Annotated in this window: 26 protein-coding genes; 20 read left to right on the top strand and 6 right to left on the bottom strand. The window is 74.3% G+C overall.

Annotation, left to right across the window (positions count from 1 at the left end; translation table 11 throughout):
- Window positions 1–5: 5 nt before the first annotated feature.
- The 6 genes from AB0H53_RS15020 (at window position 6) to AB0H53_RS14995 (ending at window position 4,001) form a co-directional block, all read left to right on the top strand.
- Window positions 6–1,211 carry a hypothetical protein gene (locus AB0H53_RS15020; RefSeq protein ID WP_362111945.1) on the top strand — a complete coding sequence of 402 codons (1,206 nt, stop codon included), beginning with the start codon at window positions 6–8 and terminating at the stop codon, window positions 1,209–1,211.
- Between the two features lie 108 nt (window positions 1,212–1,319).
- Window positions 1,320–2,009, top strand: a complete 690-nt coding sequence (locus tag AB0H53_RS15015) for a DUF2993 domain-containing protein (protein WP_362111942.1) — start codon at window positions 1,320–1,322, stop codon at window positions 2,007–2,009.
- A 183-nt stretch (window positions 2,010–2,192) separates the two neighbouring features.
- Window positions 2,193–2,300 (top strand): putative leader peptide, encoded by a 108-nt coding sequence (locus AB0H53_RS15010; protein WP_362111939.1) that lies wholly within the window; start codon window positions 2,193–2,195, stop codon window positions 2,298–2,300.
- A 143-nt stretch (window positions 2,301–2,443) separates the two neighbouring features.
- Complete coding sequence (locus AB0H53_RS15005) at window positions 2,444–3,289, top strand: sulfurtransferase (protein WP_362111936.1); 846 nt, start codon at window positions 2,444–2,446, stop codon at window positions 3,287–3,289.
- A 33-nt stretch (window positions 3,290–3,322) separates the two neighbouring features.
- Window positions 3,323–3,610, top strand: coding sequence for a DUF1416 domain-containing protein (locus tag AB0H53_RS15000; RefSeq protein WP_362111933.1), 288 nt, complete (start codon window positions 3,323–3,325; stop codon window positions 3,608–3,610).
- Between the two features lie 97 nt (window positions 3,611–3,707).
- The gene (locus tag AB0H53_RS14995) at window positions 3,708–4,001 is read left to right on the top strand and encodes a DUF3099 domain-containing protein (protein ID WP_362111930.1); all 294 of its coding nucleotides are present in this window, start codon (window positions 3,708–3,710) and stop codon (window positions 3,999–4,001) included.
- A 92-nt stretch (window positions 4,002–4,093) separates the two neighbouring features.
- Here AB0H53_RS14995 and AB0H53_RS14990 read toward each other — a convergent pair whose 3' ends face one another.
- Window positions 4,094–4,456 carry a DsrE family protein gene (locus AB0H53_RS14990; RefSeq protein ID WP_362111927.1) on the bottom strand — a complete coding sequence of 121 codons (363 nt, stop codon included), beginning with the start codon at window positions 4,454–4,456 and terminating at the stop codon, window positions 4,094–4,096.
- Window positions 4,457–4,720: 264 nt separating this feature from the next.
- On the opposite strand from AB0H53_RS14990, the gene AB0H53_RS14985 reads away from it, so the two are divergent.
- The 3 genes from AB0H53_RS14985 to AB0H53_RS14975 all read left to right on the top strand — a co-directional run bounded on the left by AB0H53_RS14985 (window position 4,721) and on the right by AB0H53_RS14975 (window position 6,799).
- On the top strand, window positions 4,721–5,293 hold the full coding sequence (locus tag AB0H53_RS14985; protein ID WP_362111924.1) for an FABP family protein: 573 nt from the start codon (window positions 4,721–4,723) through the stop codon (window positions 5,291–5,293).
- Window positions 5,294–5,371: 78 nt separating this feature from the next.
- The gene (locus tag AB0H53_RS14980) at window positions 5,372–5,809 is read left to right on the top strand and encodes a Fur family transcriptional regulator (protein WP_362111921.1); all 438 of its coding nucleotides are present in this window, start codon (window positions 5,372–5,374) and stop codon (window positions 5,807–5,809) included.
- A gap of 9 nt (window positions 5,810–5,818) precedes the next feature.
- Window positions 5,819–6,799: a folate-binding protein gene (locus AB0H53_RS14975; RefSeq protein ID WP_362111918.1), complete on the top strand. Its 981-nt coding sequence runs from the start codon at window positions 5,819–5,821 to the stop codon at window positions 6,797–6,799.
- Window positions 6,800–6,863: 64 nt separating this feature from the next.
- On the opposite strand, the gene dtd is transcribed toward AB0H53_RS14975, so the two are convergent.
- The gene (gene dtd, locus AB0H53_RS14970; protein ID WP_362111915.1) at window positions 6,864–7,289 is read right to left on the bottom strand and encodes a D-aminoacyl-tRNA deacylase; all 426 of its coding nucleotides are present in this window, start codon (window positions 7,287–7,289) and stop codon (window positions 6,864–6,866) included.
- Window positions 7,290–7,404: 115 nt separating this feature from the next.
- Here dtd and AB0H53_RS14965 point away from each other — a divergent pair, with 115 nt between their 5' ends.
- From AB0H53_RS14965 to AB0H53_RS14925, 9 genes are all read left to right on the top strand, one after another.
- The gene (locus tag AB0H53_RS14965; protein ID WP_362111912.1) at window positions 7,405–8,016 is read left to right on the top strand and encodes an ABC transporter substrate-binding protein; all 612 of its coding nucleotides are present in this window, start codon (window positions 7,405–7,407) and stop codon (window positions 8,014–8,016) included.
- Window positions 8,017–8,062: 46 nt separating this feature from the next.
- Window positions 8,063–9,037 (top strand): asparaginase, encoded by a 975-nt coding sequence (locus tag AB0H53_RS14960; RefSeq protein ID WP_362111909.1) that lies wholly within the window; start codon window positions 8,063–8,065, stop codon window positions 9,035–9,037.
- Window positions 9,038–9,109: 72 nt separating this feature from the next.
- Window positions 9,110–10,354 carry a GNAT family N-acetyltransferase gene (locus AB0H53_RS14955; RefSeq protein ID WP_362111906.1) on the top strand — a complete coding sequence of 415 codons (1,245 nt, stop codon included), beginning with the start codon at window positions 9,110–9,112 and terminating at the stop codon, window positions 10,352–10,354.
- A gap of 49 nt (window positions 10,355–10,403) precedes the next feature.
- Window positions 10,404–11,021 carry a TetR family transcriptional regulator gene (locus tag AB0H53_RS14950; protein ID WP_362111903.1) on the top strand — a complete coding sequence of 206 codons (618 nt, stop codon included), beginning with the start codon at window positions 10,404–10,406 and terminating at the stop codon, window positions 11,019–11,021.
- A gap of 65 nt (window positions 11,022–11,086) precedes the next feature.
- A complete protein-coding gene (locus AB0H53_RS14945; RefSeq protein WP_362111901.1) occupies window positions 11,087–13,102 on the top strand; it encodes an AAA family ATPase in 2,016 nt (671 codons plus the stop codon).
- A gap of 296 nt (window positions 13,103–13,398) precedes the next feature.
- The gene (gene rox / locus AB0H53_RS14940; protein ID WP_362111899.1) at window positions 13,399–14,859 is read left to right on the top strand and encodes a rifampin monooxygenase; all 1,461 of its coding nucleotides are present in this window, start codon (window positions 13,399–13,401) and stop codon (window positions 14,857–14,859) included.
- 100 nt (window positions 14,860–14,959) lie between these two features.
- Entirely contained in the window at window positions 14,960–15,409 is a 450-nt protein-coding gene (locus tag AB0H53_RS14935) for a helix-turn-helix transcriptional regulator (RefSeq protein WP_362111897.1), read from the top strand.
- A gap of 26 nt (window positions 15,410–15,435) precedes the next feature.
- Window positions 15,436–15,978 (top strand): hypothetical protein, encoded by a 543-nt coding sequence (locus AB0H53_RS14930; RefSeq protein WP_362111895.1) that lies wholly within the window; start codon window positions 15,436–15,438, stop codon window positions 15,976–15,978.
- Between the two features lie 223 nt (window positions 15,979–16,201).
- A complete protein-coding gene (locus tag AB0H53_RS14925; RefSeq protein WP_362111893.1) occupies window positions 16,202–16,546 on the top strand; it encodes a DUF2516 family protein in 345 nt (114 codons plus the stop codon).
- Here the strand turns inward: AB0H53_RS14925 and AB0H53_RS14920 are convergent.
- From AB0H53_RS14920 to AB0H53_RS14910, 3 genes are all read right to left on the bottom strand, one after another.
- Window positions 16,528–17,931 carry a SpoIIE family protein phosphatase gene (locus AB0H53_RS14920; RefSeq protein ID WP_362111888.1) on the bottom strand — a complete coding sequence of 468 codons (1,404 nt, stop codon included), beginning with the start codon at window positions 17,929–17,931 and terminating at the stop codon, window positions 16,528–16,530. The two genes, AB0H53_RS14925 and AB0H53_RS14920, sit on opposite strands and share 19 nt — an antisense overlap.
- Before the next feature lie 245 nt (window positions 17,932–18,176).
- Entirely contained in the window at window positions 18,177–19,256 is a 1,080-nt protein-coding gene (locus AB0H53_RS14915) for a C40 family peptidase (RefSeq protein ID WP_362111885.1), read from the bottom strand.
- Window positions 19,257–19,437: 181 nt separating this feature from the next.
- Entirely contained in the window at window positions 19,438–20,247 is an 810-nt protein-coding gene (locus tag AB0H53_RS14910; protein WP_362111882.1) for a class I SAM-dependent methyltransferase, read from the bottom strand.
- Window positions 20,248–20,523: 276 nt separating this feature from the next.
- On the opposite strand from AB0H53_RS14910, the gene mshA reads away from it, so the two are divergent.
- Together mshA and AB0H53_RS14900 are read left to right on the top strand one after the other, a co-directional pair.
- Entirely contained in the window at window positions 20,524–21,867 is a 1,344-nt protein-coding gene (mshA, locus tag AB0H53_RS14905) for a D-inositol-3-phosphate glycosyltransferase (protein WP_362111879.1), read from the top strand.
- Window positions 21,860–22,348, top strand: coding sequence for a YbjN domain-containing protein (locus AB0H53_RS14900; protein ID WP_362111876.1), 489 nt, complete (start codon window positions 21,860–21,862; stop codon window positions 22,346–22,348). Before mshA ends, AB0H53_RS14900 begins: the two co-directional genes overlap by 8 nt.
- A 141-nt stretch (window positions 22,349–22,489) precedes the next feature.
- Here AB0H53_RS14900 and AB0H53_RS14895 read toward each other — a convergent pair whose 3' ends face one another.
- A complete protein-coding gene (locus AB0H53_RS14895; RefSeq protein ID WP_362111873.1) occupies window positions 22,490–23,884 on the bottom strand; it encodes an MFS transporter in 1,395 nt (464 codons plus the stop codon).
- Between the last annotated feature and the right edge of the window lie 15 nt (window positions 23,885–23,899).

Raw genomic sequence — 23,899 nt, 5'->3', positions numbered from 1 at the left:
ACAGCATGAGCAGCGACCAGCACTACCCGTACGACCCGGGTCAGCCGCCGTACCGCCCGGCCGGGCCGGGGCAGCCCCCCCACCCCGCCGACCCGACACACCCCTATCCACCGGCCGGCCAGGGGCAGCCCGCCCACCCGGCAGACCCGGCGGATCCGGCGCAGGGGTACGACGCGTACCAGGCGTACGGCCACGGGCAGGGGTACCAGGAACCCGCCGCGCAGACCTGGCAGGGGCAGACCTGGGACACCCAGTACCAGCCGGTGGCGGAGCCCGCCGCGCCCCGGCAGCCGGGCGGCGCCCTGCCGATGCCGCCGGAGGCCCCCGCGTACGCCGGGGCCCCCGGCCCGGCGGCGTACGACGACCCGCCGACCACCACGCTGCGGCCGGTCGCCCCGGCGCCCGCGCCCGCCGGTCCCGGGCACGAGGCCCCGGCCGCCGCGGGCCACGCCCGGATGACCGCCGCCCAGCGCGCCCGGGCCGAGGGCCGTTCACCGGTCATCGAGCCGGGGATGCAGCCGGCCGCGCTGACCGCCCTCCTCGGGATCCTGCTCGCGGCCGGCTCCGCCGCCGGCCGGTACGGGCTGCTCGTCCCGCTGGTGCTGCTCCAGGCGGTGACCGCCGCCGGGTGGTTCCGGCTCAACGGCATGTGGCCCGCGCGCCAGGGCATCGCGCTGGCCTTCGCGGGCGGCCTGGCCGCCGACGCCGCGCTGCTGGCCGTGGGGGCGGAGCACGCCCCGGCCGCCGTCCTGGGCACCCTGGGCGTATGGGTGCTGCTGGTCGTGGTGCTCCAACTGCGCAGCCACGCGGGCGCGGACGAGCGGATGTACGGGCTGATGGCCGCGGTCGCCTCGGCGGCGCTGACCGTCGTGGCGGCCGGTCACCTCGCCGCCGCCCCCGAGGCGGTCACCGTCGGGGCGCCGGCCGTCGCCGTCGCGGTCCTGGCCCGCGCGCTGCCGCTGCCCGGGCCCGCCTCCGTGGTGGTGGCCCTGCTGGCCGCCGCGGGCGCCGGTGTCGCCGTCGGCGGGGTGACCGGCATGGGCGCGCCGGGTGCCCTGCTGGGTCTGGCCGCCGGGGTGTGCGCCCTGGTCGGGCACCGGGTGGCCGCCTACGACTACCCGTCGCGGTTCGTGCACATGACGGCCGGGGTGGCGCTGCCGCTGACCGCCGCCGCGCCCGCCGTCTACCTGCTGGGCCGCGCCCTGGTGTGAGGGGAGCGGCGTTGTCCGGCGGGAACCATCGGGGCCCGCCGGACGTCGGTCATGCGTGACGGGGGGCCGGGCGCGAGCAGCGCGAACAAGGTGGGGGAACACCGAGCAATGCGTGCACTGCGAATACTTCTGATCACCGCGGTCGTCCTGGCGGGCCTGTTCGTGGCCGCCGACCGGCTCGCGGTGAACTACGCGGAGTCGGAGGCGGCCGAGCGGATCAGGGCGAGCCAGGGCCTGGCCACCACCCCCGACGTCTCCATCAGGGGGTTCCCCTTCCTGACCCAGGTCCTCGGCAGGGAGCTCGACCAGGTCGACATCGCCGTCACCGGTGTCGAGGCCACGGCCGGGGGCCGCAGGGTCCGCGTCGGCGAGATGAACGCGGAGCTCCGCCAGGTGCGGCTGGAGGGCGACTTCTCCCGGGCCGTCGCCCGCAGCGCCTCCGGCACCGCCCGGATCTCCTACCCGGACCTCGGCGCGGCGTCCGGCGAGGACGTCACCCTCGGCCACGGTGGCGACGGCAAGGTGAAGGTCACCGGCAGCGTCGAGGTGTTCGGCCGCACCATCACGCGCAGTGTGCTGTCCTCCGTCAGCATCGTGGGCGGCGACACCATCCGGGTCCGTGCCGACGAGGTGCCCGGCGAGGGCATCCCGGGTCTGGAGGACATGGTCCGGCAGCGCACCGACTTCGACCGCCAGATCGGCGGGCTGCCCGCCGGGCTGAAGCTGCGGAAGGTCGAGGCGCGGCCCGACGGCGTCACCGTTTCCCTGACCGGCGCGGGCGTCGTACTGGCGGGCTGAACACACCCCGGCCACATGCTGAGACGGAGTTGTCCGCGCCTCAGAAGGCCGACGGGAGGACCGCCCGGGGCGACGGGTCCGCGGCCGGTCCCGGCCGCTGTGCGTCTCACCATGTAGACGATCGTGTCTCATGATGCGACACGCCGGTGACACGGCCGCCCGTCCGTCCCTACGATCGGACCCATGCAGCGCAACTGGAGCGGTCCCCGTCCACGGGGACAGGCGGTTCTCACGAAGCGGCGGGCAGTCGACCTGTGCCGCGTCGCCGCCATGCTCTGTCGCTCCGTTTGAGCGGGAGCCCGACTCCCCGTGATCCACGGGTCCCGCGCCAGCGAGACCCATCCTGTGCCGAGCAGCCACGCACCCCTCTGCGACAAGAGTGCCCGGCACCGCCCTGCCGTACCCCGCCGCACACTGCCCCGGAGGAGAAAAGCATGAGCCGCAGCGACGTCCTGGTAGACGCCGACTGGGTCGAGGCCCACATCGACGACCCGAAGGTCGTCATTGTCGAGGTGGACGAGGACACGTCCGCCTACGACAAGAACCACATCAAGAACGCCGTCCGGATCGACTGGAAGAAGGACCTCCAGGACCCGGTCCGCCGCGACTTCGTGGACCAGGAGGGCTTCGAGAAGCTCCTCTCCGCCAAGGGCATCGCCAACGACGACACCGTCGTCCTCTACGGCGGCAACAACAACTGGTTCGCCGCCTACGCCTACTGGTACTTCAAGCTGTACGGCCACGAGAGCGTCAAGCTCCTCGACGGCGGCCGCAAGAAGTGGGAGCTGGACTCCCGCGACCTGGTCGACGGTTCCGAGGTCCCGCAGCGCCCGGCCACCCAGTACCGGGCCAAGCCGCAGGACACCTCGATCCGCGCGTTCCGTGACGACGTGCTGGCCGCCATCGGCAACAAGAACATCGTGGACGTACGCTCGCCCGACGAGTTCAGCGGCAAGCTGCTGGCCCCGGCCCACCTGCCGCAGGAGCAGTCGCAGCGCCCCGGCCACGTGCCCACCGCCCGCAACATCAACTGGGCCCACAACGCCAACGACGACGGCACCTTCAAGTCGGACGAGGAACTCACGGCCCTCTACGAGCAGCAGCAGGTCGACCTGTCGAAGGACACCATCGCCTACTGCCGCATCGGTGAGCGTTCCGCGCTGACCTGGTTCGTCCTGCACGAGCTGCTCGGTCAGACGAACGTCAAGAACTACGACGGCTCCTGGACCGAGTACGGCTCCCTCGTGGGCGTGCCGATCGAGCTCGGCGCCGGCAAGTAATCCCGCCCGACCTGCTAGACGGAGGACAGACACATGTGTGGAGCACAGGCCGGCGGCCCCGACGCTTCGACGATCAAGCCCGGTGAGACCACGATCCAGGGCCAGGTGACCCGCGACGGCGAGCCCGTCACCGGTTACGTGCGCCTGCTGGACGAGTCCGGCGAGTTCACCGCCGAGGTCCCGACCTCGGCGACGGGCCAGTTCCGCTTCTACGCGGCCGAGGGCACCTGGACCGTCCGCGCGCTCGTGCCGGGCGGCACGGCGGACCGCACGGTCGTCGCCCAGCCGGGCGGCCTCGCCGAGGTCGCCATCGCCGTCTGACGGACGCGACCGCTGTACCGGCCGAAGGGCCGCACCTCCTGGGGGTTGGACGCCGTTCCGGGATCGAGGTGCGGCCCTTCGGTCGTACGCTGGAGGTATGTACGCGCGTCGCCGGCACGCCTACTTCCTGCTGATGGGCACCTGCCTGGCGCTCTTCGTGGGCGGCTGGGCGGTGGTACGGCTGTGGTCGGTGCCCGCGGCCGTCGGGATGTGCCTCGCGGCCATGGTGATCCCGCCCGTCGCGGCGATGGTCGCCAACCGCCGCGGCCCGGAAGACCGCTGGTGGGACGACCCTCCCGCCGGGCCTCCCCGGACCGACGCCACCACCGGGGACCCGCAGTCCGACGAGTGGTGGGACGAACTCGACGGCCGCAGGAAGCGGAACTCCTAGGGACGCGGCCGTCGGGCGACGGCCGCCGGGCGCCGGGTCGGGCGGCCGGGCGCGGTCGTCCCGGTGCGCGGGACGGCCGGTGCGCGGGACGGTCAGTAGACGAGCGCCTGGACCCCGTCGGCCATGATCTCGCTGACGAAGACCTGCGCCCCGGCGATCCGGACGCCCTCCAGGACGTCCTTCTCGCCGATGTCGCGGCGGGCCGCGCACTGGGTGCACAGCGTGACGCGTCCGGCCGCCAGGACGGACTCGATCAGATCCGGCAGCGGCGCGGCGTGCGGCAGTTCGAACTCGGCGGCCCGGCCCGGCAGGGCGAACCACGAGGACTCGCCGGTCAGCCAGAGCGAGACCTCCACACCGCTGGCCGCCGCGACGGCCGCCACCGTGAAGGCCTGCGAGCAGCGCTCGGGGGCGTCGGCCCCGGCGGTCACCTTGATCACGAGCTTCTTCGCCATGGGGCGACTCTAGTGGGCGGCCGGGCGCGCGCCCGGCATCCGGGCGGATCTCACACCAGGGGCGCGGCCGCCACCCATTAGGCTGGTACCCGGCCCTTCGTACATCGCCCACACCGCTCACCGAGGAGCACCCCGTGCTTGAGGCTTTCTTCTCCGCCCTGCTGGTCCTGGTCTGCGTCGGCGTTCTCGCCTTCGTCGGTCTGACCGTGAAGAAGCTGTACCAGGGCCAGCGCTGATCCCCCCTACAGATCGACAGAGCCACTCATGATCGAGATCCCGTCCGACCTGAACCCGGCCCTCGTCCCCCTCGCGTTCCTGCTGGGCACGTGGGAGGGCGCGGGTGTGTCCGACTTCCCCGGGGCCGAGAAGTGCAACTTCGGCCAGTCCGTCACCTTCAGCCACGACGGCCGTGACTTCATCGAGTACACCTCGCGCTCGTGGGTGCTGGACGCCCAGGGCAACAAGGTGCGGCCGCTGGAGAGCGAGAGCGGCTACTGGCGCATCGACGCGGACCGCAAGGTCGAGATCGTGATGGTGCGCGACCAGGGCGTGGTGGAGGTCTGGTACGGCGAGCTCGCCGACCAGAAGCCGCAGATCGACCTGGCCACGGACGCCGTCGCGCGCACCGCGGCCTCGGGCCCGTACAGCGGCGGCAAGCGGCTCTACGGGTATGTGAAGGGCGACCTGATGTGGGTCGGCGAGAAGTCCACCCCGGACGTACCGCTGCGCCCCTACATGTCGGCGCACCTGAAGAAGGTCGTCACGCCCGAGCAGGTCGAGGCGTGGGCGAAGGACCTCGGTGACCTGCCCGACGACGGCATCGCCTTCTTCAAGTAACCCCGCGCTCCCCGGGGGCCGGGGCCCGGCCGACGTGCGGGCCCCGGGTCCGGCGGCCGGTGCTCCTACACTGGACGCGTGGTGAGCACCGACTGGAAGAGCGATCTGCGGCAGCGCGGTTACCGGCTGACTCCCCAGCGCCAGCTTGTCCTGGAGGCGGTGGACGCGCTGGAGCACGCGACCCCCGACGCCATCCTGAGCGAGGTGCGCAAGACCGCCTCCGGGGTGAACATCTCCACCGTCTACCGGACGCTGGAGCTGCTGGAGGAGCTCGGGCTGGTCAGCCATGCCCATCTGGGCCACGGCGCGCCCACGTACCACCTGGCCGACCGGCACCACCACCTGCACCTGGTGTGCCGGGACTGCGCGGACGTCATCGAGGCGGACGTGGAGGTGGCCGCCGAGTTCACCGGGAAGCTGCGCGAGGCATTCGGCTTCGACACGGACATGAAGCACTTCGCCATCTTCGGCCGGTGTGCGAACTGTTCAGCGAAGGACACCGCCGCCGAGTCGTAGGCTGATCCTATGCTGCGACATTCATCGACCAGCCCTCTGCTGTCCTTCCCCGGCGCCGTTGCCGCCGAGGGGCGGGACGAAGGGGTCGCCGCGCACTACGGCGACCTGTTCCGCGAGCAGCGGGCCCTCGCCGGCGGTGCCGGCCTCGTCGACCTGAGCCACCGCGGTGTCGTCACCGTCAGCGGCGCGGACCGGCTCGGCTGGCTGCACCTGCTGCTCACCCAGCACGTCAGCGAGCTGCCGGCCGGCCAGGCCACGGAGGCGCTGATCCTCTCCGCGCACGGGCACATCGAGCACGCGCTGTACCTGGTGGACGACGGCGAGACGGTCTGGGCGCACGTCGAGCCCGGTACGCGCGAGGCGCTGATCGCCTACCTGGAGTCGATGAAGTTCTTCTACCGGGTCGAGGTCGCCGACCGCACCGACGAGTTCGCGGTCGTGCACCTGCCGGCCGGCTCCATCGCCGGGGTGCCCGAGGGCGTCGCCGTACGGGAGACGCCGTACGGCCGGGACCTGTTCCTGCCGCGCGCCGATCTTGAGGCGTATGCCGGGGCCAACGGCCCGCTCGCCGGGATCTGGGCGTACGAGGCCCTGCGCGTGGAGGCGCACCGCCCCCGGCTCGGCTTCGAGACCGACCACCGCACCATCCCGCACGAGCTGGGCTGGATCGGCACGGCCGTCCACCTCCAGAAGGGCTGCTACCGCGGCCAGGAGACGGTGGCGCGCGTCCACAACCTGGGCAAGCCGCCGCGCCGGCTGGTCTTCCTGCACCTGGACGGCAGCGAGGTGCACCTGCCGGGGCACGGCACCCCGATCCGGCTGAAGGCCGACGGCGACGAGGGCCGGCAGCTCGGGTTCATCACCACCTCGGCCCGCCACCACGAGCTCGGGCCGATCGCCCTGGCCCTGGTGAAGCGGAACGTGCCGGTGGACGCGGAACTGCTCGCCGGCGACACCGCCGCCGCGCAGGAGACGGTCGTCGAGCCGTAGCCGGGCGCCCGGCCACGGCTCGGGCGCCGGAGCCGACCGGGGCCGGGCGGCCGCCCGGCCCCGGTCAGACCTCGACGAGGACGGTGAACGGGCCGTGATTCGTGAGCGAGACCCGCATGTCCGCTCCGAACCGGCCCGTCGCCACGGTCGCGCCCAGCTCCCGCAGCCGCGCCACCACCGCGTCCACCAGCGGCTCGGCCACCTCGCCCGGCGCCGCCGCGTTCCAGGTGGGGCGCCGGCCCTTGCGGGCGTCCCCGTACAGGGTGAACTGCGAGATCACCAGCAGTGGCGCGGCCACGTCCGAGCAGGACTTCTCGCCCTCCAGGATCCGCAGCGACCACAGCTTGGCGGCCAGCCGCGCGGCCTTCTCCACGGTGTCGTCGTGGGTCACCCCCACCAGGACACACAGTCCCTCGCCGGCGATCTCGCCGACGGTCTCCCCTGCCACCACGACGCTCGCGCCGTCGACCCTCTGTACCACTGCACGCATACGTACCAACGTAGCCGGGGCCGAACGGGTGCAGAGCACTGCACATCAGATGTGGGAGTGGCACCATGCCTTGCAGGCGGTGCGCCTTACGCACCGGTCGAGGGGACGGAACCACATGAGCACACCCGGCGCCGGGCAGACGCCACATCCCGTACCGATGTCATGTGCCAGCGGCACCAGCACCGCGCGACCACCGGTGCAGCGTGCCCCGGCCGATACGGCGGGGCCGTCGGTGCTCCCGGACGCCCGCCGGCCCGACCTGCGGACCATGCGGCTGCCCGAACTGCGCACGCTGCGGCGCGATTCGCACAGCGACGAGGCGGACCTGAGCTACGTGCGGCGGCTGCTGCAGGGCCGGATCGACATCCTGCGGGCCGAACTGGCGCGCCGCGGGGGCACCCAGGTGCCGGTCGTGGACCGGCTGTCGGAGATCCTCGCCGACACCCCCTCGCGGCACCGGTCGTCGGCCCGGCACGTGACGCTGTCCACCCCGCGCGGCGAGGAGTACCGCCGGCTGGCCGCCGAGATGCTGGGGGAGGTCGCGCTGTCGGACCTGGCCGCCCGTACGGACGAGGAGCTGCACGCGGCGATGGGGCGCCTGGCGCAGTACGAGCAGCAGGTCTCGCGCCGCCGCCAGCAGCTCCAGCGGACCGCCGACGATTGCAGTGCCGAAATCGCCCGCAGGTACCGTGAGGGCGAAGCACAAGTAGACGACCTGCTCACCTGAGGCGATCCCTCCCGGGCGGGTCCCCCGTCCTGGAAGGCCGACAACCATGACCCCCTCCGCCTCCGCAGCCGCCCCCGCGGCCCTGTCCCCGGTCCTCGCCGAGGTCGTCCGCTCGGGTTTCGTCGAGGGCCACCACCGGGGGTCGCTGGTCGTCCTGGCCGCGGACGGCAGCGTCGAGCTGTCGCTCGGCGACCCGGGAGCGCCGGTCTTCCCGCGCTCGTCCAACAAGCCCATGCAGGCGGCGGCCGTGCTGCGGGCCGGCCTGGAACTGGCCGGGGAGCGGCTGGCGCTGGCCGCCGCGAGCCACTCGGGCGAGCCGTTCCACCTGGAGCTCGCCCGCACGATGCTCGCCGAGCACGGACTCACCGAGGCGGATCTCCAGACCCCGCCCGACCTGCCCCTGGACCCGGTCGAGACGGAGACGTACCTGGCCTCCGGGCACCGGCGGCAGCGGATCACCATGAACTGCTCGGGCAAGCACGCGGCGATGCTGGCCGCCTGCGCGCTGAACGGCTGGGACCCGGCGACCTACCTGGACCCCGCCCACCCGCTCCAGCGGCTGGTCCACGAGGAGGTCGAGGCGGCGGCGGGCGAGCCGGTGGCCTCGGTCGGTACGGACGGCTGCGGGGCGCCCCTGATGGCGATCAGCCTGGTCGGGCTGGCCCGTGCGTTCCGGGGCTACGTCCTGGCCGAGCGGGGCACCCCGCAGCGGCGGGTCGCCGACGCGATGCGGGCGCACCCCGAGTACGTGGCCGGGACCCGGCGCCCGGACACCTGGCTGATGCGGGAGGTGCCGGGGACGCTGTCCAAGATGGGCGCGGAGGCGGTGCAGGCGGTGGCCCTGGCGGACGGCCGGGCGCTCGCCTTCAAGATCGAGGACGGCTCGGGCCGGGCCCTGGGCCCGGTGCTGGCCCGGACGCTGGAGCTGATGGGCGTCGAGGCCCCGGTGGTGGGCCGGATCGCGGACGCGCCGCTGCTGGGCGGCGGGCACCGGGTGGGCGGGGTACGGGCGGCCTTCTGAGCCGGGCGGTCCGTCCGGGGCGGAGGGAAAACCCGGTGCGTCACGGCGGGGCCCGCACCTAGCGTGACGCGCATGAGCCTCGAGGTCCGTACCGTCACCGACTCCGACTTCCCCGACTGGGTGCGCGCCCTGCACATCGGGTTCCTGCGGCCCCCCTCGGTCACGGACGCCGAGGTCGCCCAGCGGCGTCCGCACCTGGACCCGGCACGCGCGCAGGGGGCGTTCGACGCGGGGCGGTGCGTGGCGACCTTCCGCTCGTTCGCGCAGGAGCTGACCGCGGTGGGCGGCGCCGCCCTGCCGGTGAGCGCGGTGACCTCCGTGACGGTCTCGCCGACGCACCGGCGGCGGGGTCTGCTCGGCCGGATGATGGCCAGGGACCTGGCGGCGGCCGGGGAGCGCGGCGAGGCCGCGTCGACGCTGATCGCCGCCGAGTACCCGATCTACGGGCGGTACGGGTACGGGCCCGCGGCCTGGACCACCGAGTGGACCGTCGACCTGCGCCGGGCCGGCCTGGACCGGAGCCGGCCGGCCCCGGTGGGGGACGGCCGGATCGACCTGGTCGACCCGGCGGACGTCCGGGAGCTGGGCGCGGCGCTCCACGACCGGGTACGGGCGGTGCGGCACGGCATGGTCAGCCGGAACCGGCGCTTCTGGGACCTCGTCACCGGCGCCGCCGAGATGCCCGGCGAGCCGTGGAAGGAACCGTTCTTCGCGACGTACCGCTCGGCCGCCGGTGAGGTGGAGGGGTACGTCGCCTACACCGCCGACGACCGGTGGGACGACGGCAAGCAGCCGTTGAACACGGCGACCGTGCGGGACCTGGTGGCGCTCACCCCGGCCGCCGAACGGGCCCTGTGGCGGTTCGTCTGCTCGGTGGACTGGGTCACCCTGGTGAAGAGCGGTCACCGCGCCCCGGACGACCTGCTGCCGCTGCTGCTGCCCGATCCGCGCGCCGCGCGGGTGACCACGCACGCCGACTTCCTGTGGCTGCGGATCCTCGACACCGTACGGGTCCTCCAGGCGCGCACCTACGCGGCGGCCGGCTCGCTGGTGCTCCAGGTGCACGACGCGGACGGCCCGGCCGGGGGCCGCTTCCGGCTGGACGCCTCACCGGAGGGCGCGGTCTGCGCGCCGACCACCGGGCCGGTGGACCTCACCCTGGACGTGGCGGAGCTGGCGGCGCTCTACCTGGGTGACGAGTCGGCGGTGCGGCTGCTGGCCCTGGGCCGCGTCGAGGAGTCCCGGCCGGGGGCGGCGGAGCTGGTGGACCGGCTGCTGCGCACCTCGCGGCGCCCGTGGTGCCCGGACGTCTTCTGAGCGGGGCCGGCGGGACGGGCCGGTGGGCGGTGATGCGTACGCTCCTGTCATGAGCGGGTTGCGGGAGCGCAAGAAACAGCAGACGTACCAGGCGATCTCGGACGCGGCGATCGCCCTCTTCCTGGCACGGGGCTTCGACCAGGTCCCGGTCGCGGAGGTCGCCGCCGCCGCCGGTGTCTCCAAGCCGACCCTCTTCCGGTACTTCCCGGCCAAGGAGGACCTGGCCCTGCACCGGTTCGCCGACCACCGCGACGAGGCGGCGCGGGTGGTCGCCGGCCGCCCGGCCGGCCGGAGCCCGCTCGGCGCGCTGCACCGCCACTTCCTGGACGGCCTCGCCCGCCGCGACCCGGTCACCGGACTGAACGACGATCCGGACGTGCTGGCCTTCCACCGGCTGCTGTACGGCACGCCGAGCCTGGTCGCCCGGCTGTACGCCTACCAGGGCGCGTCCGAGCGGGCACTGGCCGAGGCGCTCGGGGGCGGGCTGCCGGCGCGGCTGGCGGCCGGTCAGATCGTGGCCGTGCAGCGGATCCTGGCGGAGGAGAACTGGCGGCGGATCGAGGGGGGCGGCGAGAGCGCGGACGCGGTCCACCCGGACGCGGTGAGCGCCGCCGACCTGGCGTTCCGCCAGCTGGGCGACGGCCTCGCGCCCGGCCACCCGGTCTGACGCACGACCGCACCACGATCGTTACCGAGTAAGAAAAGTTACTCGGTTGCTTTATGCTGTGCGGAATGACCTCACTCGATGACGAACTCCGCACGGAACGGACCTACCACGACACCTGCCGCGCGGCCCTGGACCGGATGGTCCGGGGCGCCGCCCACCGCGTCGTCACCGGTGCGGACGTCTCCGCGTCCGGCGCCGACGCCGAGACCCTCGGGTACCGGTTGCGCAGCCACGCCAAGGAGCTGCGCGAGCTGCGGCCCGGCCCGCTCTTCTTCGGCCGCCTGGACCGCGAGGACGGCCAGACCCACCACATCGGCCGCCGCCGCGTCAGCGAGCACCCCGCGGCCCCGCCGCTGGTCGTCGACTGGCGCGCCCCCGTCTCGCGGCCCTTCTACCAGGCGAGCGCCGACGACCCGCAGGGCGTGCGGACCCGGCGGCGGTACGGCTGGGCCCCCTTCGGCGACGGCGCGTCGGCGGACCTGACGGGCCTGGAGGACGAGCACCTGGGCGAGGGGCGCGGCGACGGCGCGGGCGCGATCCTCGCCGGGGAGGTCGAACGGCCCCGCGTCGGGCCCATGCGGGACATCGCGGCCACCATCCAGCCCGAACAGGACGACCTGGTACGGGCGGACCTCGGCGCCTCCCTCTGCGTGCAGGGCGCTCCGGGCACCGGCAAGACCGCCGTGGGGCTGCACCGCGCCGCGTACCTGCTCTACACCCACCCGCGCCGCATCCGGCGCGGCGGCCTGCTGATCATCGGCCCGAACCGCACCTTCCTGTCGTACATCTCCGAGGTGCTGCCCGCGCTGGGTGAGATGGACGTGCGCCAGGCGACGGTCGAGGAGGAGATCGCCCAGGAGCGCGAGGTGCGCGCGCACGACTCCGCGGCCGCCGAGGCGGTCAAGCACGACGTCCGGATGGCCGGTGTGCTGCACCGGGCCCTGTACGCGCGGGTGGGCGCACCGGCCGAGCCGCTCGCCGTGCCGGACGGCTCCTACCGGTGGCGGGTACCGGTCGCCGAGCTCGCCGACATCGTCGCCGGGGTACGGGCCGAGGCCCCGCCCTACGCGGTCGGGCGGGAGCGGGTGCGCAGCCGTGTGGTGCGGTCCGTCCAGCTCCGGGCGGAGCGGCGGGCGGGCCCGGTGCCCGCCGCCTGGGTGCGGCGGATCAGTCGGGCGCGGCCGGTGTCGGCGCTGGTGGACGCGTGCTGGCCGAAGGTGACGCCGGAGGAGGTACTGGCCGGGTTCCTGGCCGATCCGGCCGACGAGGCCCTGTCGGCGGACGAGCGGGAGGCGGTCCGCTGGACCCGGCCGCCGCGTTCGCACCGGTCCGCCCGGTGGACGGCCGCCGACCTGGTGCTGCTGGACGAGCTGGCGGGGCTCGTCGAACGGCCCGCCGGCTACGGGCACATCGTGATCGACGAGGCCCAGGACCTGTCGCCGATGCAGTGCCGCGCCATCGCCCGCCGGGCCGGCTCCGGCTCCCTGACGGTCCTGGGCGACCTGGCCCAGGGCACCACGCCGTGGGCGGCCCGCGACTGGCCCGCGCAGCTCGCCCACCTGGACCGTGAGAACGCCCGGGTGACCACGCTGACCAGCGGCTTCCGGGTCCCGGCGGCCATCGTGGAGCTGGCCAACCGACTGCTCCCGGCGCTGGACGTGGACGTGCCGCCGGCCCGGTCGCCGCGGGCGGACGGGGAGCTGACGGTCCGCGCGGCGCGGGACGCGGCGGACGTGGTGGCCGTGACGGTGGAGGCGGTGCGGGCGGCGCTCGGCCGGGAGGGGTCGATCGGCGTGATCGCGGCGGGGGAGGCGGCGGCCGGCCGGCTGCGCGAGGCGCTCGCGGACGCGGGCGTGGCGACGGCGCTCCCCGACGACCTGAGCGGCGCCGTGTCCCGGGTGACGGTGCTGCCCGCGACGGTCGCCAAGGGGCTGGAGTACGACCATGTCGTCGTCGCCGAACCGGCCGCGATCGTGGCCGCCGAGCCGCGTGGCGCGCACCGCCTGTACGTGGTGCTCACCCGAGCCGTGTCACGGCTCGACATCGTGCACGCCGAACCGCTGCCCGTGGACTGTCCGTAGAGCGGGGAGCGGCTCGGCCGTCGTCACCCGCGACGAGGGAGAGGAGGCTTGCCCACTCCTCTCCATGCTCAACGTATAGCGCACCGGGGGGCTTGCGGCAAGGCCCCGGTCGTGCCGCAGGATCGTCGCCCACGGCCGGAACCTGCGGAAACAGCGGGTTCGCCACGTATGTGCGCTGCTGTCGGCCTGCTGGTCGCGCGGGGACGCGCGGGGGGAAGAGCGCCGGGCGCCGAACCGACGTCGGCGCCCGCGGCAGGGCCGGCCGGGACCGGAGCGAGTTCGATGGGGGTTTTTTCATGCTGGACGTGATCGTGGTAGGCGCCGGGCCGACCGGCTTGGCGCTGGCCGGCGAGTTGCGGTTGCACGGGGTGCGCGTGGTCGTGCTGGAGAGGCTGGCGGAGCCCACCGCGCAGTCCCGCGGGCGCGGCCTGCACGTGCGCAGCGTCGAGCTGATGGACCAGCGCGGCCTGCTGGACCGGTTTCTGGCGGTCAGTGAGAGGTTCCAGGTCGGCGGCCTGTTCGGCGGCATCGTCAAGCCGTGGCCGGACCGGCTGGACACGGCGCACCCGTACGGCCTGGCCACCCCGCAGCCGGTCACCGAGCGGCTGCTCGGCGAGCGCGCCCTCGAACTCGGTGCCGAGATCCGGCGCGGCTGCGAAGTGGTCGGGCTGAGCCAGGACGAGGACGGGGTGACCGTCGAGCTGGCGCACGGGGGCACCCCCGCCAGTGGGGGAGGCACGTACCTGCGCTCGCGCTACCTCGTCGGCTGCGACGGCGGCCGCAGCGCGGTGCGCAAGTGGCTCGGCGTCGGCTTCCCCGGCGAGCCCGCCACGGTCGAGACGCTGCTGGGCGACATGCGGATGACCGAGGATCCGGCGACGGTCGCCGCCGTCGTGGCGGAGGTCCGCAAGACCCACCTGCGGTTCGGCGTCGTCCCCGACGCGGACGGGAACGAGGGGGTGTGCCGCGTCGTCGTGCCCGCCGACGGCGTGGCCGAGGACCGGACGACCCCGCCGACCCTCGAGGAGTTCCGGCGGCAGCTACGGGCGTTCGCGGGCACCGACTTCGGCGTGCACTCGCCGCGCTGGCTGTCCCGGTTCGGCGACGCCACCCGCCAGGCGGAGCGCTACCGGGTCGGCCGGGTGCTGTTGGCCGGCGACGCGGCGCACATCCACCCGCCGACCGGCGGGCAGGGGCTCAACCTCGGCGTGCAGGACGCGTTCAACCTCGGCTGGAAACTCGCCGCCGAGGTGGCCGGCTGGGCTCCGGAGGGGCTGCTGGACAGCTACCACGCCGAACGGCACCCGGTGGCCGCCGCCGTGCTGGACAACACCCGGGCGCAGATGGCCCTGCTGGGAACCGATCCGGGCGCGACCGCGCTGCGCGCGCTGTTCTCGACACTGATGGACTTCGAGGAGGTGAACCGGTACGTGACCGGGATGATCACCGCGGTCGGGGTCCGTTACGACTTCGGCGAGGGCCATGAGCTGCTCGGCCGGCGGATGCCGGACGTGGCGCTGAAGCGGGGCCGCCTGTACGGGCTGATGCACGGCGGCCGCGGACTGCTGCTCGACCAGACCGGCCGGCTCTCGGTGGCGGGCTGGGCCGATCGGGTCGACCACGTGGTCGACGTCAGCGAGGAACTGGACGTCCCCGCGGTGCTGCTCCGGCCGGACGGCCACGTGGTGTGGGCCGGTGAGGACCAGCGGGACCTGCTCACCCGGCTGCCCGAGTGGTTCGGCGCCGCCACCGGTTGAGCGGGCCCCGGGCCGGGCGCCGGGCGGGGTGAGGGGGCGGCGCGACACTCCAGCAAGCACTTGCTTGCAAAAGTTAGCGAGTGGGTGCACCATCGGGTCCATGGCATCGCTCAACGTCGGCAATCTCGGGGAGTACCTGCGCGAGCAGCGGCGCACCGCGCAGCTCTCGTTGCGGCAGCTCGCCGATGCCGCCGGGGTGTCCAATCCGTATCTGAGCCAGATCGAGCGCGGGCTGCGCAAGCCGAGCGCGGAGGTCCTCCAGCAGGTCGCCAAGGCGCTGCGGATCTCCGCCGAGACGCTGTACGTGCGGGCCGGGATCCTGGACGAGCGGGATCGCGAGGAGCTGGAGACACGCGCGGCCATCCTCGCGGACCCGTCGATCAACGAGCGGCAGAAGCAGGTGCTGCTCCAGATCTACGACTCCTTCCGCAAGGAGAACGGGCTCGATACGGAGACCAAGGGCGCCGAGGACACCTCCGACGGCACCGCCGGCGACGGCTCCGGCGCGACCGGCGGGAGCGGTGCCGGAAAACCCTCACCCGAACTCTGACTCTGCGATCCGGGAGGACCACAGTCATGGCCATGATCGAAGAACTGCGTACGCCCCTCTACTTCGCCGCCGGTACGGCGGATCTGGCCGTGCGGCAGGCCAAGAAGGTTCCCGGTCTGATCGAGCAGATCGCCGCCGAGGCGCCGGCCCGTATCGACGCGGTGCGCAACACCGACCCCAAGGTCGTGCAGCAGAAGGTGTCCGCGCAGGCCAAGGAGGCGCAGGCCACCGTGCAGGCCAAGGCCACCGAGGTGCTCGGCAGCATCGACACGGACCTGAAGAAGCTCGGCGAGACCGTCCAGGACCTGGCCCTGCGCAGTGTGGGCGTGGCGGCCGAGTACGCGGTCAGGGCGCGTGAGAAGTACGAGCAGGTCGCCGAGCACGGCGAGCAGGCCGTGCGGACCTGGCGCGGCGAGGCCGCCGAGGAGATCAACGACATCGCGGTGGCCGTGGAGCCCGACCCGGCGCCGAAGAAGGTCGCCGAGCCGGTGGAGGAGCCCCAGGCCGGGAAGACCCCGCCGGCCCGCAAGCCGGCGCAGCGGAAGAGCACCGCGCCGGCGGCCGAGTGACGTGACGGACCGGCCGCACGGCCGGCCGCGGTGACGCGCCGCGACGCCCCGGGAAGCCCGCTCGGGCCCCGGGGCGTCGGCGGGTCCGACACCCCCGCCCGGCCCCGCGGCGGGGCGCCGCGGTGTACGGCGGAGACCCGCGGGCACATTCGGGAGCGGCGGGGCGTTGTACCGATACCTTGGCCGCGAGGCGCTTCAACCCACTGACTAGGCGGTGCTCAGCATGTTGCTCGCAGGATTCGGCACGTTCCTCTCTCTGCTCAACCTCGCCATGCTCCTCATCGCCCTGGTCGCGCTGTTCATCGCCGTGACCGCGCGCGAGGACGCGTACCGCGCCGCCGACAAGCAGACCAAGATGTTCTGGCTGATCATCCTGGGTGTCACGGTCGCGGTGAACCTGCTGGTGCCGATGCTGTTCCTGCAGATCGCCGGCCTGGTCGCGTCGATCGTGTTCATGGTCGACGTACGGCCGGCCATCCGGCAGGTGTCGGGCGGCGGCCGTGGCGGCCGGCGCGGCGGCGGGTCCAGCAGCGACGGGCCGTACGGCCCCTACAACGGCGGCCGCTGACGGCCGGCCCGGCCGCGCTCGCGCTCGCGGCACGGGTCCGCCGCACGGGGGCGGTCCCCGGCGCGGGCACGGCCCTGGTCGCGGTCGCCTCCCCGGCGGCGGCTCCCGTCGCCGCCGCGTTCCCGGTCCGGGCCGCGGTCCCGGTCGCGGTCCAGCAGCAGCACCGCCACGTCGTCGGTCAGCTCACCGCCGTTCAGCTCCCGCACCTCGCCGACCGCCGCCTCGAGCAGTTCCTCGCCGCCCAGCCCCAGCGCGAGCTGCCGGTTGATCATCTCGACCATGCCGTCCTGGCCCAGCCGCGGGGTTCCCGGGCCTGCCGAACGGCCCTCGATCAGCCCGTCGGTGTACATCATCAGGCTCCATGAGCCACCCAGTTCCACCTGCCGGCGCGGCCAGCGGGCCCGGGGCAGCAGGCCCAGGGCGGGGCCCCCGTCCTCGTAGGGCAGCAGTTGCGCGGCCCGTCCGTGCCGGGCGATCAGCGGCGAGGGGTGGCCCGCCAGGCACAGCCCGGCCCGCCGCCCGTCCGGCGCGATGTCCACCGTGCACAGGGTGGCGAAGATCTCCTCGCTCTCCCGCTCGTGCTCCAGCACCTGCTGGAGGGTCGAGAGGAGTTCGTCGCCGCACAGCCCGGCGAACGTCAGCGCCCGCCACGCGATCCGCAGCTCCACCCCGAGCGCCGCCTCGTCCGGGCCGTGCCCGCAGACGTCGCCGATCATGGCGTGGACGGTGCCGTCCGGGGTGCGGACGGTGTCGTAGAAGTCACCGCCGAGCAGCGCGCGCGACCTGCCCGGCCGGTAGCGGGCGGCGAACCGCAGGTCGGAACCCTGGAGCAGCGGCGTGGGCAGCAGGCCCCGCTCCAGGCGGGCGTTCTCCTGGGCCCGCAGCCGCGACTCGGCCAGCTTCACCTGGACCGAGTCGGCGCGCTTGCGCTCCACGGCGTACCGGATGGCGCGGCTGAGCAGCGGTCCGTCCAGTTCCTCGCGGAAGAGGTGGTCCTGGGCCCCGGCGCGCACCGCCTCGGCCGCCAGCCCGGCCTCGGCGGACGTGGTCAGCGCCAGGACCGCGTGGCGCGGCGCGAGGCGCAGCACGTGCCGCAGCGGCTCCAGGGCGTCGCCGGAGCCGGGCCCGTCGCCGGAGCCCGGTGACGGCAGGGCGAGGCCGACGAGCACGCAGTGGACGTCGTCGGTGAGCAGCCGCTCGGCCTCGGTGAGGTTGCGGGCGGTGCGGATCCGGACCCGGGTCCCGGACGCGTCCCGTACGTCGGGGACGGTGAAGGTGCCCGCCGGGTCGTCCTCGATCACCAGCAGGGTGAGCTCGCCACCGGCGGTGTCCGCGACAGCGGTCCGGCCGGGGGTCACCCGCTGTCGCGGTACGGGTACGGGCATCGGTCTGTTTCCTTCCCTCCCCCCGAGGGCGCGGTGCGGCGCCGGTCGACGCCCCACCAGACGGGGACCATAGCGGGCCCGGGCGGTGGAACGGAATGGCGATCGGGGAGGAGGGAACGGCATATGCCGCGCATGGGGGCGTAGTTGGCCGCCGGGCCATGACGAACGTCACGCGCGGCGCCCGGCGACCACCGGCCGGTGTGTCGGACCCGTCACACCGGCCCCGGCCCGCCGGGCCGGCCGGCTCACTTGTCGGGGCGTACGACTCCGAGGATGGCCATCGAGCCCGCGCCCGCCACCGTCACGTTCCGCCCCGGCCGGGGCGCGTGCACGATCATGCCGTCGCCGATGTACATCCCGACATGGCTGGCGTCGGCGTGGTAGATGATCAGGTCGCCCGGCCGCATGTCCTTGACGTCGATCCGGGGCAGCAGCCGCCACTGCTCCTGCGAGGTGCGGGGAATGCTCCTGCCCGCCGCCGCCCAGGCCTGGGAGGTCAGCCCGGAGCAGTCGTACGAGTCGGGGCCCTCGGCGCCCCACACGTACGGCTTGCCCAGTTGCGCGGTGGCGAACTCGATCGCCTTGCTGCCCTGCGGGCCGGTGCCGGCGGTGGCCGGGCCCAGCGCGCCCGTGCCCAGCCACGCCGTCTGCGCCCTGCGCTGCTCCTCCCGCTCCAGCGCCAACAGCCGCTGCCGCTCGGTGACGCGCAGCCGTGACTCCAGCGCCCTGGCGGCGGCTATCCGGGCCTCGATCTCCTTCTTGGCCTTCGCCTGCTTGACGCGGCCGGCCTCCAGCCTGGTCCAGTGGCTGCTGGCGTCCTTGGTGTACGACTCCAAGTCGGCCTGGGCCTGCTCCAGTTCACCGAGGAGGTCCTTGGTCGCCTTCTGGCCCTGCTGGACGCGCCCGGCGCCGTCCAGGAAGAGCCGGGGGTCGCCGGAGAGGACCAGGCGGGCCCCGTCCGGTATCCCGCCGTTGCGGTACTGGGCGCGGGCCGCGGCGCCGGCCCGCTTCCTCAGCTCCGCGATCCGGGCCTGGCCCGCCGCGATCGCCCTGCCGAGCTCCGCGATCTCGGTCGACTGCTTCCTGGCCCGTTCCTCGGCCAGGTTGTACGCGTCGGTGGCGGAGGCGGCCTGGCGGTAGAGCGCGTCGATCTCCCTGCGCACCTCCTCCAGGCTCTTCCCGGGGAGCGCCGGTGAGGCCGCCGCGGCGGCGGGGGGTGCCGTGGGAGGCACGGGTGCCGCGTACGCCACATGGGCCGGTGCCGCCAGTGCGGTCAGAGCGCAGACCACGGTGATCGCGACGGTGACACAGCGGCGTCGGTTCACGGACTTCCCCCTCGGACGGATCTGATTTACCGTCAGTAACTTTCGGTGGCCACCGAGATGGTGCCATGCCCACCGGCGATGCGACAGGGGGGCGTACGGGCACCTGACGGATCACCCGCACCGGGTGGGACGAAGGATCGCCGCCGGGCGTTCCCTCCCAACCGGCCGGTGGTGAGCGGCATCAGCGGACGGGCGCGAGGGCCGGCCACGCGACCGTCACCTCGCCCTGCCGCCACCGCCGGCGGCCGTCCGCCAGCGGCCAGTCCGCCGACAGGTCCGTCACCGCCGCGATCCACCGCTGCCGGGCGCCCAGTGAGGCGTAGGGGGCCGCCGCCGCCCACGCCCGGTCGAAGTCGCGCAGGAACGCGTGTACCGGCTCGCCCGGCACATTGCGGTGGATCAGTGCCTTCGGCAGCCGCTCCGCCAGGTCCGACGGGCGCTCCAGGGAGCCCAGCCGGGTGGCGAACGTCACCGTGCGCGGCCCCTCCGGCCCCAGCGCCACCCAGACATGGCGCCGCCCTATCTCGTCGCAGGTCCCCTCCACCAGCAGCCCGTCGGGCGCCAGCCGCCCGCACATCCGGGCCCAGATGGCCGCGACCTCTCCCTCGTCGTACTGGCGCAGCACGTTCGCCGCCCGGATCAGCGCGGGCGCGCCGGCCACCGGCACCTCGAAGCCGCCGTGCACGAAGGTCAGCCCGTCCCGCTCGTAGGGCTGGGCGGCGGCGACCCGCGCGGGCTCGATCTCGACGCCCACCACCCGGGCGCGGGGGTCGGCGGTCCGCAGCCGCTGGAGCAGCTCGACGGCGGTCCACGGGGCGGCGCCGTACCCGAGGTCGACGGCGACCGGGGGAGTGTCGCCGCGCGACAGGACGGGACCGTGCACGGCGGCGATCCAGCGGTCCATGCGGCGCAGGCGGTTGGGGTTGGTGGTCCCGCGGGTCGGTGTGCCGACAGGGCGGGTGCCGACGGAACGGGTGGTGCGCGGGGCCATGAGGACGAGGGTAAGCGCTGCCGGCCCCCGCCCCGGGCCCGCCCGGACGGGGGCCCGCGCACCCGCCCGGACGAGGGGGCCGCGCGCCCCGCCCCGGGCCCGCCCGGCGGCCGCCGTGCCGCGCCCCGGTCCGCCGCCCCGTCCGCGCCGGTGACCGGCCCCCCACCGCGTAATGAATTGGCAAACCGGAAATGAAAGGAGCCATTCCGCTGTTGTGGCCCCTGGAGGCGCGCGTCCTCCGTTCGCCCTGCCCCCGAGAGCGGAAGGACCGCCGACGTGAGCCAGTACGTGTCCCGGTTCGCCGGCACCCTGGCGGCGCCGCCCCGGCTCCGCATCCCCGGCCGGGCACGGGCGCCACGCCGGGTCGCCATGCTGAGCGTCCACACCTCTCCGCTGCACCAGCCCGGCACCGGCGACGCGGGCGGCATGAACGTCTACATCGTGGAGCTCGCCAAACGCCTCGCCGAGATCAACATCGAGGTCGAGATCTTCACCCGGGCCACCGCCGGCGGGTTGCCGTCCGCCGTGGAGCTGGCGCCCGGCGTGCTCGTACGGCATGTGGACGCCGGCCCCTACGAGGGCCTGGCCAAGGAGGAGCTGCCGGCCCAGCTCTGCGCCTTCACCCACGGGGTGATGCAGGCATGGGCGGGCCACCGGCCCGGCCACTACGACCTCGTGCACTCGCACTACTGGCTCTCCGGCCACGTCGGCTGGCTCGCCGCCGAGCGGTGGGGCGCCCCGCTGGTGCACGCCATGCACACCATGGCCAAGGTCAAGAACGCCTCGCTCGCCGAGGGCGACACCCCCGAGCCCGTCGCCCGGGTGATCGGCGAGACCCAGATCGTCCGGGCCTCCGACCGGCTCATCGCCAACACCGCCGAGGAGGCCGAGGACCTCGTCCGCTTCTACGAGGCCGAGCGGGCGAGGGTCGCCGTGGTGCACCCGGGCGTGAACCTGGAGCGGTTCCGCCCCGGGGACGGCCGGGCGGCGGCGCGCGCCCGGCTCGGACTGCCGGCCGAGGCGTTCGTCCCGGTCTTCGCCGGGCGCATACAGCCGCTGAAGGCGCCGGACATCCTGCTGCGCGCGGCGGCCCGGATGCTCGACGAGGACCCCTCGCTGCGGTCCCGGATGGTCGTCCCGGTCGTCGGCGGGCCCAGCGGCAGTGGCCTGGCCAAGCCCGAGGGCCTGCAGAAGCTCGCCGCCCGCCTGGGCATCGCCGATGTGGTCCGCTTCCATCCGCCGGTGGACCAGGACCGGCTCGCCGACTGGTTCCGTGCCGCGTCGGTGCTGGTGGTCCCCTCGTACAGCGAGTCCTTCGGGCTGGTCGCCATAGAGGCCCAGGCGGCCGGCACCCCGGTCGTCGCCGCCTCGGTGGGCGGACTGCCGGTGGCGGTACGGGACGGCACCACCGGCTACCTGGTCGAGGGGCACGACCCGGCCGACTACGCCCGCGTACTGCGCCGTTTCGTCGCCGAACCCACCCTCTCCGCCCGCCTCGGCGAGGCCGCGGCCCGTCACGCCGGCTCCTTCGGCTGGGACGCGGCGGCGACGGCCACGGCGGACGTCTACACCGCGGCGATGCACGACCACCGCCGTCGCGTACGCTCGCACCATGGCTGACGCACGGGAGATCATCGAGTCGGCGCTGAACGACGCCGAACTGACCTGGGAGTCCCCGGAGCCCGGCGCCTATGTCGTCACGCTCCCCGGCACCCACAAGCTGTCGACCACGCTGTCACTGCGCCTGGGCAACCACTCGCTGTCCCTGAACGCCTTCGTCATCCGCCACCCGGACGAGAACGAGGCGGGCGTCCACCGCTGGCTGCTGGAGCGCAACCTCCGCCTCTACGGGGTGGGTTACGCGGTCGACGGCATGGGCGACATCTACCTGACCGGCAAGTTCCCGCTGGCCGCGGTCACCCCCGAGGAGATCGACCGGCTGCTGGGCTCGGTCCTGGAGGCGGCGGACGGCGCGTTCAACACACTCCTTGAGCTGGGCTTCGCCTCGGCCATCCGCAAGGAGTACGCGTGGCGGGTCTCGCGGGGCGAGTCGACCCGCAACCTGTCGGCGTTCGCCCACCTGACCCGGCCGGACGCCTGACCCCAGGGCCGGGGCGGGCGAGGAGCGGTCGAACCCGGTGGGCCCGCAGGCCCTGGCCCGCGCGTGCGCGTCACCCGGGGCCCGGCCGGACCCGACCGGACCGGGGCGTACGGTCCCCCGTCGCCGTACACCCCGGTCGTCTCAGGCGGTGACCCGAGCGGCGGCGTCCACCGGGGCCCCCGGGCCCGTACCGGGGCCGCCGCCCGCGCCCGGGGCCGTGGCATCCACCGCCACCTTCGCCGCCGCCACCCGCACCGGCGCCGCCTCCGGCTCGGCCTCCGCCCCGGCGCCGGTGCCCGCTCCGGCACCCGCAGCCGTGCCCGTGTCCGCCCCGGCCAGTGCCCGTCGCAACAGCAGCGCGTACCCGGCCGCGGCCACACAGCCGATCACCGCGCAGCCCGCCCACAGCACGTTCGGGCCGGGCCCGTCCACGACCCAGCCGGCCAGGATCGGGGCCACGAAGCCGGCCACCGCCCAGGACATGCCCATCACCCCCTGGTAGCGGCCCCGGGCGTGCTCGGGGGCCAGCCGGGCGGTCGCCGCCGCGTTGGTCGGCACGTGCACCATCTCGCCGATCGTCCACACCACCACGGTCGCGGCGAACACCAGCGGTGTCCCGGCCAGCGCGGTCGCGCCGGTGCCGACCGCGAACAGGAGCGAGGAGACGGTGAGCAGGGCGGCCGGGGAGCGCTTCTCGGTGATCCGGTTGACCAGGAGCTGGAGCGCCACGATCACCACACCGTTGACGGCGATGACCAGACCGTAGGAGTCGCCCGACAGGCCGTCGGCGGCCATGGTCAGCGGCAGCCCCACCCAGGGCGCGGTGAAGACCAGGCAGACCAGCAGGTTGAGCAGGACCAGCGCCCGGAACGGCGCGTCGCGCAGTACGCCGAGCACGGTCACCTCCGGCTCGTCCGCCGCCCTGTCCGAGGCGTCGCCGGCGGCCGCGGGCCGGGTCTCCGGAAGCCGCAGGAACACGATCAGCGCGCACAGCGCGGTGGCCACCGCGTCGGCCACGAACAGCGTCCGGTAGCCCAGGAAGATCGCGGCACCGCCGCCCAGCGCCGCGACGGCGAACCCGAGGTTGAGCGCCCAGTAGTTCAGCGCGTAGGCCCGCCTTCGGCCGCTCTCCGGCACCAGGTCGGCGATGGTCGCGCCGATCGCGGGCCGGACCGCCTGCATGGCCACGCCCATCAGCAGGACCACCACGGCGATGCCCCAGGCACTGGTCACCACGGCCAGCGCGGCGGCTCCGGCCGCCCCCGCCAGATGCCCGGTGATCATCGTCGGCCGCCGGCCCCACCGGTCGCTGAGCATCCCGCCCAGCGGCGACCCGGCGATACCGCCCAGACCGTGCAGGGCGACGACCAGACCGGCGTACCAGGCGGAGTAGCCCAGCTCCTGGGTCAGGTAGAGGGAGAGGAAGGTGAAGACGAACGCTCCGGTGCGGTTCACCAGGGTGGACGTCCACAGCCACCAGAATCCCCCGGGCAACCCCGACACGGTCCGGCGCGCGGCGCCCCTCAGTCCGGCCATCGACATGCGTCCATC

Source organism: Streptomyces sp. NPDC050856 (assembly GCF_040653855.1).
GTDB lineage: Bacteria > Actinomycetota > Actinomycetes > Streptomycetales > Streptomycetaceae > Streptomyces.
The sequence above is the reverse complement of the archived record's forward strand: the minus strand, read 5'-3'. Positions and strand labels throughout refer to the sequence as shown.